Source organism: Nocardioides hankookensis (assembly GCF_042658885.1).
Taxonomy (GTDB): Bacteria; Actinomycetota; Actinomycetes; order Propionibacteriales; family Nocardioidaceae; genus Nocardioides; species Nocardioides hankookensis.
Window position 1 is genome coordinate 471590 of the sequence record NZ_JBHSRJ010000001.1, and the last position, 15396, is coordinate 486985.

The 15396-nt window shown below is 73.4% G+C and carries 14 protein-coding genes; 11 read left to right on the forward strand and 3 right to left on the reverse strand.

What is annotated here, in order from left to right; genetic code table 11:
* Window positions 1-4: 4 nt before the first annotated feature.
* The 7 genes from ACFPYL_RS02185 to ACFPYL_RS02220 all read left to right on the forward strand — a co-directional run bounded on the left by ACFPYL_RS02185 (window position 5) and on the right by ACFPYL_RS02220 (window position 7878).
* Window positions 5-1087 carry a lyase family protein gene (locus tag ACFPYL_RS02185; protein WP_379149878.1) on the forward strand — a complete coding sequence of 361 codons (1083 nt, stop codon included), beginning with the start codon at window positions 5-7 and terminating at the stop codon, window positions 1085-1087.
* On the forward strand, window positions 1084-2280 hold the full coding sequence (gene pcaDC, locus ACFPYL_RS24305) for a bifunctional 3-oxoadipate enol-lactonase/4-carboxymuconolactone decarboxylase PcaDC (protein ID WP_449289700.1): 1197 nt from the start codon (window positions 1084-1086) through the stop codon (window positions 2278-2280). The genes ACFPYL_RS02185 and pcaDC overlap by 4 nt, the downstream gene beginning before the upstream one ends.
* On the forward strand, window positions 2277-3446 hold the full coding sequence (locus ACFPYL_RS02200) for a thiolase family protein (RefSeq protein ID WP_379149880.1): 1170 nt from the start codon (window positions 2277-2279) through the stop codon (window positions 3444-3446). The genes pcaDC and ACFPYL_RS02200 overlap by 4 nt, the downstream gene beginning before the upstream one ends.
* A complete protein-coding gene (locus ACFPYL_RS02205; RefSeq protein WP_379149882.1) occupies window positions 3443-4096 on the forward strand; it encodes a 3-oxoacid CoA-transferase subunit A in 654 nt (217 codons plus the stop codon). Before ACFPYL_RS02200 ends, ACFPYL_RS02205 begins: the two co-directional genes overlap by 4 nt.
* Window positions 4093-4725: a 3-oxoacid CoA-transferase subunit B gene (locus tag ACFPYL_RS02210; RefSeq protein ID WP_379149884.1), complete on the forward strand. Its 633-nt coding sequence runs from the start codon at window positions 4093-4095 to the stop codon at window positions 4723-4725. The genes ACFPYL_RS02205 and ACFPYL_RS02210 overlap by 4 nt, the downstream gene beginning before the upstream one ends.
* Before the next feature lie 103 nt (window positions 4726-4828).
* On the forward strand, window positions 4829-5113 hold the full coding sequence (locus ACFPYL_RS02215) for a DUF4242 domain-containing protein (protein WP_379149886.1): 285 nt from the start codon (window positions 4829-4831) through the stop codon (window positions 5111-5113).
* A 41-nt stretch (window positions 5114-5154) separates the two neighbouring features.
* Window positions 5155-7878 carry a LuxR C-terminal-related transcriptional regulator gene (locus tag ACFPYL_RS02220; RefSeq protein ID WP_379149888.1) on the forward strand — a complete coding sequence of 908 codons (2724 nt, stop codon included), beginning with the start codon at window positions 5155-5157 and terminating at the stop codon, window positions 7876-7878.
* Window position 7879: 1 nt separating this feature from the next.
* Here the strand turns inward: ACFPYL_RS02220 and ACFPYL_RS02225 are convergent, their stop codons facing one another.
* Window positions 7880-9361, reverse strand: coding sequence for an amino acid permease (locus tag ACFPYL_RS02225; protein WP_379149890.1), 1482 nt, complete (start codon window positions 9359-9361; stop codon window positions 7880-7882).
* A gap of 71 nt (window positions 9362-9432) precedes the next feature.
* On the opposite strand from ACFPYL_RS02225, the gene ACFPYL_RS02230 reads away from it, so the two are divergent.
* Window positions 9433-10551 carry a WD40/YVTN/BNR-like repeat-containing protein gene (locus ACFPYL_RS02230; RefSeq protein ID WP_379149892.1) on the forward strand — a complete coding sequence of 373 codons (1119 nt, stop codon included), beginning with the start codon at window positions 9433-9435 and terminating at the stop codon, window positions 10549-10551.
* 20 nt (window positions 10552-10571) lie between these two features.
* A complete protein-coding gene (gene lhgO / locus ACFPYL_RS02235) occupies window positions 10572-11771 on the forward strand; it encodes an L-2-hydroxyglutarate oxidase (RefSeq protein ID WP_379149894.1) in 1200 nt (399 codons plus the stop codon).
* Here the strand turns inward: lhgO and ACFPYL_RS02240 are convergent.
* Together ACFPYL_RS02240 and ACFPYL_RS02245 are read right to left on the reverse strand one after the other, a co-directional pair.
* Window positions 11703-12380 (reverse strand): hypothetical protein, encoded by a 678-nt coding sequence (locus tag ACFPYL_RS02240; protein WP_379149895.1) that lies wholly within the window; start codon window positions 12378-12380, stop codon window positions 11703-11705. The genes lhgO and ACFPYL_RS02240 overlap by 69 nt on opposite strands.
* Window positions 12381-12426: 46 nt before the next feature.
* Complete coding sequence (locus ACFPYL_RS02245) at window positions 12427-13797, reverse strand: NAD(P)-binding protein (protein ID WP_379149897.1); 1371 nt, start codon at window positions 13795-13797, stop codon at window positions 12427-12429.
* Between the two features lie 104 nt (window positions 13798-13901).
* Between ACFPYL_RS02245 and ACFPYL_RS02250 the strand changes: the two genes are divergently transcribed.
* Both ACFPYL_RS02250 and ACFPYL_RS02255 read left to right on the forward strand, forming a co-directional pair.
* Window positions 13902-14837, forward strand: a complete 936-nt coding sequence (locus ACFPYL_RS02250) for an amidohydrolase family protein (protein ID WP_379149899.1) — start codon at window positions 13902-13904, stop codon at window positions 14835-14837.
* Entirely contained in the window at window positions 14834-15394 is a 561-nt protein-coding gene (locus ACFPYL_RS02255) for a cysteine dioxygenase (RefSeq protein ID WP_379149900.1), read from the forward strand. Before ACFPYL_RS02250 ends, ACFPYL_RS02255 begins: the two co-directional genes overlap by 4 nt.
* The last annotated feature ends 2 nt before the right edge of the window (window positions 15395-15396 follow it).

Sequence of the window (15396 nt, forward strand, 5' to 3'; positions counted from 1 at the left end):
CCTCATGGCGGACCTGTTCTGGCCCGGCGACGAGCGCGCCGGGTCGCACTTCTCGGCGGAGGACTTCGTCGGGGCGATGCTCGCGGTCGAGGAGGCGTGGCTCGGCGCGGGCATCGACGCGCTCGTCGACGCCGAGCAGCTCGCGCTCGACGCCGAGGCCGGCGGCAACCCGGTCATCCCGCTGGTCCGGCTGCTGCGCGAGCAGGCGCCCGACGCCCACCGCGGCCTGACCAGCCAGGACGTCGTCGACTCGGCGCTGATGCGGATGTCCGCCTCGGCGGTGGCGACCCTGCGGCGCGACCTGCGCCGGGTCGTCACCCGGCTCGCGGCGCTCGCCGCCGAGCACCGCGACACCCCCATGGTGGCCAGGACGCTGACCCAGCACGCCGTGCCGACGACGTTCGGCTTCCGGGTCACGGCCTGGCTGACGGCGGTGCTCGACGCGGACGACGACCTGGCCCGGCTCACCTTCCCCGACCAGCTCGGCGGCGCCGCGGGCACCCGTGCGGCCACGGTCGAGCTCGGCGTAGAGGTGCCCGCCGGCGTCCCGCGCTGGCACACGACCCGCGCTCCCGTGACCCGGCTCGGCGACGCGCTCGTCGGCTGCACCGATGCCTGCGCGCGGATCGCGAACGACGTCGTCACGATGTCGCGGCCCGAGATCGGCGAGCTTTCCGAGGGCACCGGCGGTGGCTCCTCCACCATGCCGGGCAAGGCCAACCCGGTCCTGTCGGTCCTGGTCCGGCGGGCGGCACTCACCACGCCGCAGCTCGCCGCCACGCTGCACCTCGCCGCCGCTCACCAGGTCGACGACCGGGCCGACGGCGGCTGGCACGCCGAGTGGGCGCCGCTGCGGGACCTCGTCCGGCGCACCCTCGTCGCCGCGTCGCAGACCGTCGAGCTCGTGGCCGGGCTCCAGGTCCACGTCGACCGGATGGCGGCGACGCTCGCCGCCGCCGGCGACAGCGTGCTCGCCGAGCAGCGCAGCATGAGCGACGACCCCTCCCCGACGTACCTCGGTGACGCGACGGCGTACGTCGACGCGGTGGTCGCCCGCGCCCACCACCATCTCGAGGAGAAGCGTTGATCCCCGCCATCACGATCGTCCGGATGACCGGCGCCCGGGACCGGGCCGAGCTGCCGCTGCTGGTGCTCGGCCCGTCGCTGGGCACCTCGGCGAGCACGCTCTGGACGGCGTGCGCCGCGGGGCTGACCGACGCCTTCGACGTCGTCGCGTGGGATCTCCCGGGCCACGGCCACAACCGGTCGGTGCCCGACGAGCCCTTCACGATGACGGAGCTCGCGGCCGGCGTGCTGCGCGTCGTCGACGACGTGCTCACCCAGCGCGACCAGCCGCGCGGACCGTTCTTCTACGCCGGTGACTCCGTCGGCGGAGCGGTCGGTCTCCAGCTGATGCTCGACGTCCCCGACCGCGTCGTGGCCGCCGGGCTGCTGTGCACAGGCGCCCAGATCGCGACCCCCGACTCCTGGACCGAGCGGATCGGCAAGGTCTCCCAGTCGGGCACCCCGGTGATGGTGAGCGCCTCCGCCGAGCGCTGGTTCGGGCCGGGCTTCGCCGAGCGGGAGCCCGAGCGTGCCTCGGCCCTGCTGCACGCGCTGTCCGACGCGGTCGACGAGGGTTACATCCAGGTCTGCGGCGCGCTCGCGTCGTACGACGTGCGAGACCAGCTCTCCCGGGTCGCGGCCCCGGTGCTCGCCGTCGCGGGCAGCGCCGACGTGGCGACGCCTCCCGACAAGCTGCGCGAGATCGCTCACGGCGTCCAGGACGGGACGTACGTCGAGCTCGACGGGGTCGCGCACCTCGCCCCGGCCGAGGCGCCGGACGCGGTCGCGCGACTGCTGCGCGAGCACTTCTTGGGTGAGCAGAGCTCGGGCGAGGGGGCGAGACGCGAGGAGTCGCCCGGCATGACCGTCCGACGCGAGGTGCTCGGCGACGCGCACGTCGACCGCGCCGTCGCCGGCACCACCGACTTCACGCGGGACTTCCAGGAGCTGATCACGGCGTACGCCTGGGGCGAGATCTGGACCCGCCCCGGCCTGGACCGCCGCAGCCGCTCGATGATCACGCTGACCGCCCTGATCGCCCGCGGGCACCACGAGGAGCTCGCCATGCACGTGCGGGCCGCGCTGCGCAACGGGCTCACGGTCGACGAGCTCAAGGAAGTGCTGCTCCAGTCCGCCATCTACTGCGGGGTGCCCGACGCCAACACGGCGTTCCGGATCGCCCAGCGAGTGCTCGACGAGGAAGGGATCTCATGACCTCGGCTTTCCTGTACGCCGCCGCCCGTACGCCGTTCGGCCGCTTCGGCGGCGCCCTCGCGGAGGTGCGCCCCGACGACCTCGCCGCCGTCGCGATCGAGGGCGTGCTCGCGAAGGCGCCGGGCCTGGACCCGGCCGCGATCGGCGACACGGTGTGGGGCTGCGCCAACCAGGCGGGCGAGGACAACCGCAACGTCGGTCGGATGGCGCTGCTGCTCGCCGGCCTCCCGGTCTCCGTCCCGGCCACCACCGTCAACCGTCTCTGCGGCTCCTCGCTGGACGCCGCGATCATCGGGTCGCGCACCATCGAGTCCGGTGACGCGGACGTCGTGCTCACCGGTGGCGTCGAGTCGATGACCCGCGCCCCGTGGGTGCTGCCCAAGCCCAGCAAGGGGTTCCCGGCCGGGAACGTGACCGCGGTGTCGACGACGCTGGGCTGGCGGCTGGTCAACGACCGGATGCCGGCGGAGTGGACGGTCTCGCTCGGCGAGGCCAACGAGCAGCTCCAGGAGAGGTACGGCATCTCGCGCGAGCGGCAGGACGAGTTCGCGGCCCGGTCGCACAACCTGGCCGACGCGGCCTGGGAGGCCGGGTTCTACGACGACCTCGTCGTCCCCGTGGGTGAGCTGGCCCGTGACGAGGGCATCCGCCCCGGGTCGTCGGCCGAGAAGCTGGCCGGCCTCAAGCCGTCGTTCCGCAAGGACGGCACGATCACGCCCGGCAACGCATCTCCGCTCAACGACGGTGCTTCCGCCGTATTGCTGGGGTCTGAGTCCGCTGCGGTCGGGCGCGACCCGATCGCCAGGATCGCGGGTCGTGGGGTGTCGGCGCTGGAGCCGCAGCTCTTCGGGTTCGCACCGGTGGAGGCCGCCGAGCGCGCGCTGGCCCGGGCCGGCATCACCTGGTCCGACGTGTCCGCCGTCGAGCTCAACGAGGCCTTCGCGGTGCAGTCGATCGCGTGCGTCGACGCGTGGAAGGTGGACCCCGAGATCGTCAACGCCAAGGGCGGCGCGATCGCGATCGGCCACCCGCTCGGCGCCTCCGGCGGCCGGATCCTCGGCACCCTCGCGGCCCGGCTCCAGGAGTCCGGCGACCGGTACGGCGTCGCCGCGATCTGCATCGGCGTCGGCCAGGCCCTCGCCGTGGTGCTGGAGAACGTCTCGTGAAGATCTGCGACACGGCCGCCGAGGCGGTCGACGGCATCGAGGACGGCTCGACCGTCCTGATCGGCGGGTTCGGGATGGCCGGCATGCCGGTCCAGCTGATCGACGCTCTCATCGACCAGGGCGCCACCGACCTCACCGTCGTCTCCAACAACGCCGGCAACGGTGACACCGGTCTGGCCGCGCTGCTGGCCCAGGGCCGGGTGCGCAAGGTGGTCTGCTCGTTCCCGCGCCAGGCCGACTCGTGGGTCTTCGACGGTCTCTACCGCGACGGCAAGGTCGAGCTCGAGCTGGTGCCGCAGGGCAACCTCGCCGAGCGGATGCGGGCGGCCGGTGCCGGCATCGGCGCGTTCTTCTCGCCCACCGGCGTCGGCACGCCGCTCGCGGAGGGCAAGGAGACCCGCGAGATCGACGGCCGCACCTACGTCCTCGAGCTCCCGATCCGCGGCGACGTCGCGCTGGTCGGCGCGCACACGGCCGACCGGATGGGCAACCTCGTCTACCGCAAGACGGCCCGCAACTTCGGGCCGGTGATGGCCACCGCCGCGAGCACGACGATCGTGCAGGTGCGCGAGGTCGTCGACACCGGCGAGCTCGACCCGGAGGCGATCGTGACGCCGAGCATCTACGTGGACAGGGTGGTGGCGGTATGACGCTCAGCAAGGGTGAGATGGCCGCGATCGTCGCGCAGGACATCCCGCACGGCGCCTACGTCAACCTCGGCATCGGCCAGCCCACACTCGTCGCCGACCACCTCCCGGACGGCTCCGGCGTCGTCCTGCACACCGAGAACGGGCTGCTCAACATGGGCCCGCGACCCGCTGACGACGAGGTCGACCCCGACCTCACCAACGCCGGCAAGCAGCCGGTGACCGAGCTGCCCGGGTCGTCGTACTTCGACTCCGCGACGTCGTTCGCGATGATGCGCGGCGGCCACCTCGACGTCTGCGTGCTGGGTGCCTTCCAGGTCTCCGCGGGCGGCGACATCGCCAACTGGCACACGGGTGAGCCCGACGCGATCCCGGCCGTCGGTGGGGCGATGGACCTCGCGATCGGCGCCAAGAGCGTCTTCGTGATGATGACGCTCTTCGCCAAGGACGGCAGCCCCAAGCTGGTGCCGTCGTGCACCTACCCGCTCACCGGCGTCGGCTGCGTCGACCGCGTCTACACCGACGTCGCGACCTTCGAGATCACGCCCGACGGCGTCGTCGTCCTCGACACCTTCGGTACGTCGTACGACGAGCTCGCGGAGCGCCTCGAGGTCCCCCTCTCCCAGAGATAGGGGAGGCGAATGGGGGAGCTCCCCGCTGCGGTGGACCGCCCGCTCCGCGGAAGGTGATCACGTCGCCGGCACGGTGCCGGCGACGTACACCAGGAGGAGCATCATGAAGCGGTTCATCATCGAGCGGGAGATCCCGGGCGCGAGCAACCTGTCGCAGGCCGAGCTGGCCGACATCGCGCAGGCGTCCAACGACGTCGTCGCGGGGCTGGAGGTCCCGTACACGTGGGTCAACAGCTACGTGGCCGGCGACAAGATCTACTGCGTCCACGAGACCGACGAGGTCGAGACCATCCTCGAGCACGCGCGTCGGGGTGGGTTCCCGGCGAACACCGTGTCGGTCGTCGCCAACGAGTTCGGCCCGCACTCCGCTGCGGGCGCGGGCGCCTGAGCGCCCTCCGGGAGCGTCGTCCTCATGCCAGAATCGAGGCCATGGCCGTCGACGACCGGCTCGCGCTCGCCCCGCTCCCGGCGGCCCTCACCCCCTTCATCGGGCGGGCCGCGGAGCGTGCGGCGCTGGCCGAGGCGCTCCGACCGTCCTCGGGAGACCGCCGGCTGGTGACCGCCACCGGGCCGGGCGGGGTCGGCAAGACCCGGCTCTGCCTGGCGGTGGCCGACGAGCTCGCCGCCGAGTTCGCGGACGGAGTGGTGTTCGTCGACCTGGTCACGGTCACCGACGACACCATGGTGGTCGCGGCCATCGCCGACGCCGCCGGCGTACCGGAGCGGGCCGGGTCCACCCGGCTCGAGGCGCTGACGGCGACGCTGCGCGAGCGCCGGGTCCTCGTCGTCCTCGACAACTGCGAGCACCTGGTCACCGGCTCCCGGTCAGCGGTCACCGACCTGCTCGCCGCCTGCCCCGGCGTGCGGATCCTCGCCACCAGCCGGATCCGGCTGCACCTCGCCGGCGAGACGGTCTTCGCCGTCCCCGGGCTCTCCGCCGACGGCGACGCCCTCGCCCTCTTCGAGGCCCGGATGGCCGCGAGCGGCGCGGTCGCTCCCCTCGCCGGCGAGGACCTCGTCACGGCCCAGGAGATCTGCCGCCTGCTCGACGGGATGGCCCTCGCGATCGAGCTGGCCGCGGCGCGCGCGCCGAGCTTCGGCATCGACGGGCTGTGGCTCGCCCTCGGGCAGGGCCACGACGTCCTCAGCTACGGCCACCCCGTCGACGACCGGCACGGCTCGCTGCGCGCCGCCGTCGACTGGAGCTATCACCTGCTCGGCGAGGACGAGCAGGCGGTGCTGCGCAGGGTGGCTGTCTTCGCGGCGCCGTTCGACCTCGAGGCCGCGGCGTACGTCGTCCAGCGCCCGGTCGCCGAGCTGCTCGACACCCTCGGCCGGCTGGTCGACTGGAACCTCGTGACGCTCCGACCCGCCCGCCCGACCCGCTACCGGCTCCTCGAGACGATCCGGCAGTACGCCGGGGAGCGGTCCGTGGAGCTCGACGAGCTGGAGGTGGTCCGGGCCCGCCACCGGGCGTGGTGCGAGTCCGCACTGCGCGGACTGATCTCCCGGATGCCCGGCGACGCCGCCTGGTGCGCCGAGCTCGACCGGGTGCTCGACGACGCCCGGGCGGCCCTGGGCTGGGGTGCGTCGGCCGAGCTGGCGGAGCTGCTCGCGGTGGCGGTCTTCGAGCGCGGGCGCCCGGCGGAGGCCGAGCGCCGCCACCTGCAGGTCGCCGAGCTCACCGACGATCCCGTGCGCCGCCACGAGGCGCTCTTCCTCGCTTCCCGGGCGGCGCTCGCCCGCTACGCGGGAGATCGCGCCGGCGAGATCTGCGAGCAGGCGATCGACGCCGCCATCGGGGCCGGCGACCGGGTCACCGCCGGGCTCTACCTGTGCCACCTCGCCACCTGGTGGCACCGGCACGAGGGGACGATGGGCCGGCCGACCTCGGACGACGTCACCGACGCCGCGCTGGCCCGGGCGCGCGAGCTCGGCGGCGGCGACGAGCGCGTCGAGGCGGCGATCGCCGTCGGCAGCCTCGCTCGCGTCGACCGTCCGCGCGTGGTCGATGACGGCCTCGTCGCCGTCGAGCGGGCCCGAGCCGTCGGCGACCTGCTGCTGGTCGACACCGCCCTCGACGAGGTGTGCGCCGCGCAGCTCGAGGCCGGTGACATCGCCGCCGGGCTGGCCACGGTGCGCGTCCGGCTGGCCGCGATGGCCGCGGTGCCGGTCGACGTCGCGAGCGGGATGGACCACGCCGACGTCAACCTGATGGCCGCACACCTCTGCGTCGCGGCCGGCCTGCTGGCCGAGGGGCGGAGGCACGCGGACGCGCTGGCGGCGCTGCCCTTCCTCCGCGAGGAGCCCCAGATCGGCCTGGCCCGGCAGCTCGAGCTCGGCGCGTTCGCCGGGACCTTCGACGAGGTGCTGACCGGCGCCAAGGCGTTCCAGGTGTCGTGGGAGCGGGCGGGGCGTCCGGTGGTGAACAACTTCGCGCCCGCGACGTACGCCGTCGCGATGGTCCTCGGCGTCCTCGGCGACGACCACGGTCGCGCGGACTGGATCGCACTCACCCGCAGCATCGCGCGCGATCCGCGAGCCTGCGACGACGCGCGCCTGGTGTGGCCAGCGACGTTCGACGGCATGCACTTCCTGCACCGCGCGGAGGTCGACCGTGCTCTCGTCGTCATGCCCTACGCACCCGACGACGTGCCCGGTGGCTGCCGCTGGCACCAACGGATCTGGCTGCCGTGGTACGCCGCGCTCTGGGCAGAGGCCGGAGCGCTCGCCGGCGTCGACGACGTCGAGGACCGGCTGGTGTGCGCAGCCCCGATCGCGCGCGACAACGCCGTCGCCTCGCTCATGGTCGAACGGGCCCGACTGCTGGCGGGGGGCGACCGCGCCGGCGTCGCGGCGCTCGCCACGTCGTTCGACGACCTGAGCTGCCCCTACCAGGCCGCCCGCAGCCGCGAGCTCGCCGGCGTCGCACCCGCCGTCCCGGCGGCGGAGGCGATCGCGATGCTCAGCGACCGCGAGCGCGAGGTGCTCGCGCTGGTCGCTACCGGCGCCAGCAACCCCGAGATCGCGAGGACGCTCTTCATCAGCCGCAAGACCGCCGAGCACCACGTCTCGCACATCCTGACCAAGCTCGGCGTCGCCAACCGCGCCGAGGCCGCCGCGTTGGCAGAGCGTCTCGGGATCGGCAGCTAGCTCAGGTCGCGTCCTGCTGCACGCGCGACTTGCGGACGCCGTACGCGAAGTAGATGACCAGGCCCAGGACGAGCCAGACGAGGAAGCGGATCCAGGTGTCGACCGCGAGGTTCGACATCAGCGCGACGCACAGAACCGCCGAGACGATCGGCAGCACCGGGGAGAGCGGGGTCCGGAAGGGGCGCTTCAGGTCGGGGTTGGTGCGCCGCAGGATCGGCACGGCGAGCGAGACGATCGTGAAGGCGAAGAGCGTGCCGATGCTGACCATCTCGGCGAGCTTGTCCAGCGGCACGAGCGCGGCGAGCGTGGCGACGAAGGCGACCGTGATCGCGGTCATCAGGGTCGGCGTGCCGAAGCGCGGGTGCAGCTGGGCGAGCCGCGGCGGGAGCAGCTTGTCGCGCGCCATCGCGAAGCCGATCCGCGGCATCGTGACGATGTCGACCAGGATCACCGAGGTGAGGCCGGCGATGGCGGCGACGCTGATCAGGTTGGCGGCCCAGCCGAGGCCGACGGTCTTGAACGCCTCCGAGATCGGAGCGCCCTCGTCGAGGTCGTGGAAGTCGACCATCCCGGTGAGGACACCGGCGACGCCGACGTACAGCAGTGTGCAGACGCCGAGGGTGCCGAGCAGCCCGATCGGCAGGTCCCGCGAGGGCTTCTTGGTCTCCTCGCCGAGATTCGCGACGGCCTCGAAGCCGGTGTAGGAGAAGAACACGACGGCGGCCGCGGACAGCACGCCGGCCAGCCCGTAGATCGACGGCGAGGTGCCCGTGAGCATCTGCCAGAGCGGCTGGGTGAGGCCGCCGGAGTCCGAGCCCGGCTCGCTCGGCGGGATGAACGGGTGCCAGTTGGCGGTCTTCACGTAGAACGCGCCGACGACGATCACGAACAGGCAGACGAGGACCTTGATGACCACGAGCGTGTTGGTGACCCACTTCGACTCGCGGATGCCCACCCACGCCACGACGCCGAGCACCAGCACGATGAGGACCGCGCCGACGTTGACCGTGGAGGTCTCCCCGAAGAGGCTCGTCGGCACCGTGTCCGAGAGGCTCGCGACGTAGCCGGACCAGCCGCGCGCGACCACCGCGGCGCCGAGCGAGAACTCGAGCACCAGGTCCCACCCGATGATCCAGGCGAAGACCTCGCCGATCGTCGCGTAGGTGTAGGTGTACGCCGACCCCGCGGTCGGCACCGCCGAGGAGAGCTCCGCATAGCAGAGCGCGGCCAGGAGGCTGACGATGCCGGCCAGCGCGAAGGACAGCATCACGGCCGGGCCGGCGAAGTCCTTCGCCGCGACGCCGGTCAGCGTGAAGATGCCGGTGCCGATCACGATGCCGATCCCGAAGCCCATCAGGTCGAGCGCGCCGAGGCTCTTCTTGAGCCGCCCGGCCGACCCGGGCTCGGCGGCGTCGGCACCCTCCGGATCGTCGGAGTTCTGCTCGAGGACGTCCTCGACGGACTTCGTGCGTGTCAGGTCCACGCCCGTCGATACCCACTGCGCGGCCGACCCACGCGTGGACAAGACCAGTGCGCCGGGGGCAGGGTGCTGGCATGCGACGTCTCGGGAACCTCGTCCTGTCCAGCCTGCTCGGAGGAGCCTTGCTCGTGGGGGGAGGGATCGTGGGAGGCAGTGCCCAGGCCGCCGGCCATCCCGGTGGACACGGCCACCGCCACGGGTGGACGTGGAAGCAGACCGTCATCGACGCCGACCAGGGCTTCCGCGGCCTCGACGCCGTCGACCGGCGTACGGCGTGGGTGACCGGCGGCAGCGCGACCGAGGGCGCGCCCGGTCGGGTCTTCCGCACCGCCGACGGCGGCCGGACGTGGCAGGACGTCAGCCCGCCGCACACCGAGGGCCTGCTCTTCCGCGACGTCGAGGCGCGCAGCGCCCGCGAGGCAGTGATCCTCGCGATCGGTCCCGGCGACGCGTCGCGGATCTACCGCACCACCGACGGCGGCGCGAGCTGGGCGACGGCATTCGTCAACGACGACCCGGCCGCGTTCTACGACTGTCTGGCCTTCTACCCCGGTGGCCGGCACGGGCTGGCCCTGAGCGACCCGGTGGACGGGAAGTTCCGGATCCTGTCGACCGACGACGCCGGCCGCTCGTGGCAGGTGCTGCCGGACGACGGGATGCCGGCCGCGCCGACGGAGGCGGGCTTCGCCGCCAGCGGTGACTGCCTGGTGACGGTGGGCCGCACGGCGTACTTCGGCTCCGGAGGCGGTGCTTCGCGCGTCTTCCGCTCCGACGACCTCGGCCACACCTGGACCGCGACCGACTCGACGATCCCGGCCGGTGACGCGGCGGGTGTCTTCGCCCTGGCCTTCCGTACGCCGCGGGACGGGGTCGCCGTCGGCGGTGACTTCGCCGACCCGACCGACGGTGTCGACGCCGTCGCCGTGACCCGCGACGGCAGGACGTGGCGCAGCGGAGGCGACCTCCAGCACCTCGCCGAGGACGCGGCCTACCTCCCGACACGCGGCCACCCGCTGCTCGTCACCGGGGAGTCCGGCGAGGTCCGCGGCACCAGCCTCAGCCTCGACGGTGGTCACAGCTGGCGGCACCTGAGCACCGACGGCTACCACGCGCTCGACTGCACCGCCGACGGCTCGTGCTGGGCCGCCGGAGCGAACGGCCGGGTGGCGCGCCTGGAGCTCGGCCGCAACTGACGGCAGGACAGAATGGGCGCATGCCCGAGGAGACGGTCGGCGTCGTCGGCGGCGGCATCCTGGGCCTGGCCGTCGCCCGTGAGCTGACCCGCCGACGCCCGGGCACGCGGGTGGTCGTCCTCGAGAAGGAGGACCGGCTGGCGGCCCACCAGACCGGCCACAACTCCGGTGTCGTGCACGCCGGCCTCTACTACAAGCCCGGGAGCCTCAAGGCCGAGCTGTGCACGCGCGGCCGGGCGCTGCTCCGCGACTACTGCGCCGAGCACCGCCTCCCGTACGACGAGTGCGGCAAGCTCGTCGTCGCGGTCGACCGCGACGAGCTGGGTCGCTTCGACGCGCTGGAGGCGACGGCGCGGAGGAACGGCGTACCGGACCTGCGTCGGGTCGACGGCGCGGCGATCGCCGAGGTCGAGCCGCACGCGGCGGGAGTCGCGGCCCTGCACTCGCCGCACACCGCGATCACCGACTACGTCGCGATCGCCGAGCGGATGGCTGCCGACGTCGAGGAGGCCGGCGGGCGGGTGCTGCTCGCGGCCGAGGTCACCGGCGTACGGCGTACCCCCGGCGGCATCGACGTGCGGTGCGGCGACGAGGTCCACCGGGTCGACCGGCTGGTCGCGTGCGGCGGCCTGGAGTCGGACCGGCTGGCGGAGCTCGTGGGTGCGTCAGCGGCGCCGCGGATCGTGCCGTTCCGGGGCGAGTACATGCGCGTCGCGGCGGCCAAGCAGGAGCTCGTGCGGGGGATGGTCTACCCGGTGCCCGACCCGCGCTACCCGTTCCTCGGTGTGCACTTCACGCGCCGGGTCGACGGCACGCTCGAGGTCGGCCCGAACGCGTTCCTCGCCCTCAGCCGTCGTGCCTACGGACGCCTGTCGGTGTCACCGCGCGATGCGGCCAGAACCCTGGTATGGCCTGGGTTCTGGCGGTTCGCGGGTGAGCACTGGCGCACCGGCGTCACCGAGCTCGGCGGCGTGCTCTCGACGCGCGCCTACATGCGCGCAGCCCAGCGCTACGTGCCCGACATCGGCGCCGCGGACGTGACCCGGCGCGGCCTCGGCCTGCGCGCTCAGGCGATCGAGCGGGACGGGTCGCTGGTGGACGACTTCGTGGTCGAGCAGGACGACCGGATCACCAGCGTGCGCAACGCTCCGTCACCGGCGGCGACCTCCAGCATGGCGATCGCGGAGCACGTCGTGGACGGGATCGACCGCGCGGGTTGAGGTGCGGGGCCGGTGCGCGGCGTCGAGGCCGGTGCGCAGCAGCACGTGGAGGTGCGCGTCCGGGTCGACGATCGCCGCCTGCGACGTCCCGCGCACGGCGCTGAGCAGTACGGCGGGGGCCGAGTGCCGCTGGAAGCTGCGGGGCTTCAGCGGTGGGGCGCCGTCGATGAAGCTGCGCGCCCACGCCGCCGCCTCGGGCACCAGCTCGAGGGCCTCGGCGATCGCCTCGTGGTCGGCGGCGTCGTCCGAGAGCTCCTGGCAGCGGAGCAGCCCGGCGGCCAGGGCGTGCTGGGCCTCCTGGGGTGCGTCGTACACGGCCTGGCAGCCGACCGCTGCCACCACGCCGACCTCCCACTCGAAGCCCTCGCCGTGCACGCCGATGACCTCCGGGATCAACGGGACCAGCCGGGCCCGGCCCTCGTCGCTCGTGTGGTCGTTGACCAGGCGCGCGAGCTGGGCGAGGAGCGGATGGGTGCACCGGGGCCGGTCGCTCCACGGCTCACCGGCGAGCACCGAGGCCATCTCCATGAAGCAGGCGCCCTTGCGGGGGGTGCGGTGCTTGCCCCGCGAGAGCACCGGCAGCCCGTCCGGGATCCCGTCTGTCCTCATCCCCTCACGATCCGCCGATGTGGCGGCCGCCGCAAGGGGGTCAGCGCTACCGGCTCAGCTGCGCGAGGCGCTCGAGCCCCGGGCCGACGTGCTGCTGGATGCTCGCGGTGGCGTCGTCGAGGCCCGCCGAGCCGGGGTGGCCGGGTGGTATCCGGGCCGGGTTGAGCGCGACTTCGTGCGCCCAGTCGCGGATGTCCGGCTCGGCGTTGAAGGCGGCGGCGTTCTCGAAGCCGAGCAGGTTCATGATCGCCCAGTCCTGCCGGGTGTTGCCCAGCGACGATGGCCGGCAGAGCGCGTTCTTGGTGTCGTCGTCGGCGCGGGTCGCCTCGACGTACCCGGTCAGCGCGGCGCCGAAGCAGGGGAAGCCCGCCCGCACCGGCTGCAGGGTGATCACGTCCGGCTGCCAGATGGGCAGGCGGGTCGGCAGCTTGAGGCCGTACGCCGCACAGTGCACGACCAGGGAGTCGTGGGGCACCTCCACCGACCCGTGCTCGAGCTCGAGGCGGCCGGGGCGCACGGCCGTCACGTGGCCGAGCCGGACCACGTCCTCGATGCTGCGCAGCAGCTCCAGCTCCCAGGTGCCCAGCGTGGGTGCGCGCGCCATCGTGGGCTCGACCGTCCGGTCGATGCGGTGCATGATCCCGAGGTCCTCCAGGCGCAGGAAGAGGTCGGGCAGCGACGGTGCCTCCGCGCAGGCGGCGAGCATGTCGGCGACCATGCCGAGGTAGATCTCGGGGTCCGGCTGGATCTTCGCGCGGTTGAGCATCCACGGGTCGCGCGGCCGCACCCAGGTGATGGCGCCGGGGTCCACGCCCTGCCCGAGCAGCCACATGCACGCGTCGGTCGCGGTCTTGCCGGAGCCGACCACGACGTACCGGCTCGGGGTGTCCTGCACCTTCGGCAGCTCGTTGACGGGGACGACGCGGGCACCGTCGGCGACGTCGAAGGGCGGCGGGGACTCAGCGGGGATGTCGGGGGAGAGGTAGCGCGCGTCGACGACGCGGCAGTGGTCGGGCACCTCGTAGCGGCGGCCCGAGACACGGGAGGTGAACCTGCGGTCGCCGTCGTACTCGCACCCGGTGAACAGCTCGACCCGGCCGGTCCCGACCATCCGGTCGGCGGCGTCGGCGAAGTAGGAGCCGATCGTGGCCTTGTCGGCGCGCTCCTGGAGCCCGGCCTCGGGGCCGTGGGTCTGGAGGCGCCCGCCGCCGAGCACGGTCGACGCGACGCCGTAGAACGTCGAGGACTGGTGCAGCCGCACGAAGGGGTACGCCTCGAGCCAGTGTCCGCCGACCCCGTGGCGCCGGTCCACCAGCGCGACGCGGGCGTCGCCGTGGTCGACGAGCGCGTCCGCGAACGCCATGCCCATGGCGCCGGCGCCCACCACCACGTAGTCCACGTCGACCGTCGTCGTCACGCGTGCAGACAAGCACGCGACGACCGTCGCGTCCACGTGGAAGGGGCGAATCGCCGACCCTCGAGTTAATCGGATAAAGTCGCCTGACTTAGTACTGTTATGACGTGAGGAAGACCGTGGGCGCCATCGACCTGCACCAGCACCTGTGGCCGGAGCCGCTGCTCGAGGTGCTGCGCCGGCGCACCCGGACGCCGTACGTGCGGGGCTGGACGCTGCACACCGCCGGCGAGCCGGAGTACGCCGTCGCCCCCGCCGACCACGACGTCGAGCGCCGGATCGCCCAGGACCTCGACGCGGGGACCGAGCTGGCCTGCGTCAGCCTGTCGGCTCCGCTCGGCCTGGAGTCCCTGCCTCGCGACGAGGCAGGTCTCGCCCTCGACGCCTGGCACGCGGGCGCGGCGGCTCTGCCCGCCCACTTCGCGCCGTGGGCCTCGGTGCCGGTCGTCGAGCCGGACCTCGACGAGCTCCACCGGCTGCTGTCCGGACGGTTCGTGGGCGTCCAGCTCGCGGCCACCCAGGTCGCCACGCCGGACGGATGGGCGGGGCTCGGGCAGGTGCTCCGGGTCGCCGAGCAGCTCGGCAAGCCGGTCTTCGTGCACCCCGGTGCGACCGACGTCGTGGCCGCGGGACCCGGGTGGTGGGCGCCGGTCGTCGGGTACGTCGGGCAGCTGCACGCCGCGTGGTGGGCCTGGCACGCGGTCGGCGGTCGCGGGCAGTTCCCGGCGCTGCGCGTGGTCTTCGCCGCCGGCGCCGGCCTCGCGCCCCTCCACCACGAGCGGCTCTCCGCCCGCGGCGGTGAGCCCGGGACCGTCGACCCCGACGTCTTCGTCGACACCTCGTCGTACGGCGCGCAGGGCGTCGACGCCCTGATCCGCGTGCTCGGCATCGACACGGTCGTGCTCGGCAGCGACCGGCCGTACGCCGACCCCCTGCCGGCCCTCTTCGGGGAGGCGGCTACCCGCGCCATCCGGGTCGACAACCCCCGGCGGGTGCTCGGCGCCCAGCACCTCGGCACCACCGTGAAGGAGAACGCAGCATGACCCTGGCAGCCATCCTCGACAACCGGGCGGAGGTCCCGGCCCGCGCGGCGACACCGCTCGAGGGCGACCTCACCCTCGACACCCTTCCCGGTCGCGACCTCGCGCAGGACGAGCTGCGCTCGCTCGCGTCGTACCTCGCCCTCCACCCCGAGCTGTGGCGCCACCACCTGGCGTTCGACTCCGACAACCGGGTCTACGTCTCGCTGCACCGCGACGCCCACGTCGACGTGTGGCTGCTCTGCTGGACCCCCGAGAACGACACCGGCTTCCACGACCACGACGTCTCCTCCGGCGCCGTCGCCGTGGTCGAGGGGACGCTCGTCGAGCACAACCTCGCGGTCGGCAACGACACGATCGAGACCTACGTCGAGGGCGGCCAGGTCTTCAGCTTCGGCCCCGACCACATCCACCGGCTCACCGGCGCGGTCCAGGGTGCCGTGTCGGTGCACGTCTACAGCCCGCCGCTGTGGCGGATGGGCCAGTACGCCGTCGGCGCAGACGGCCGCGTCCGGCGCCAGTCGGTCTCGTACGCCGAGGAGCTCCGCCCCATCGACTGACC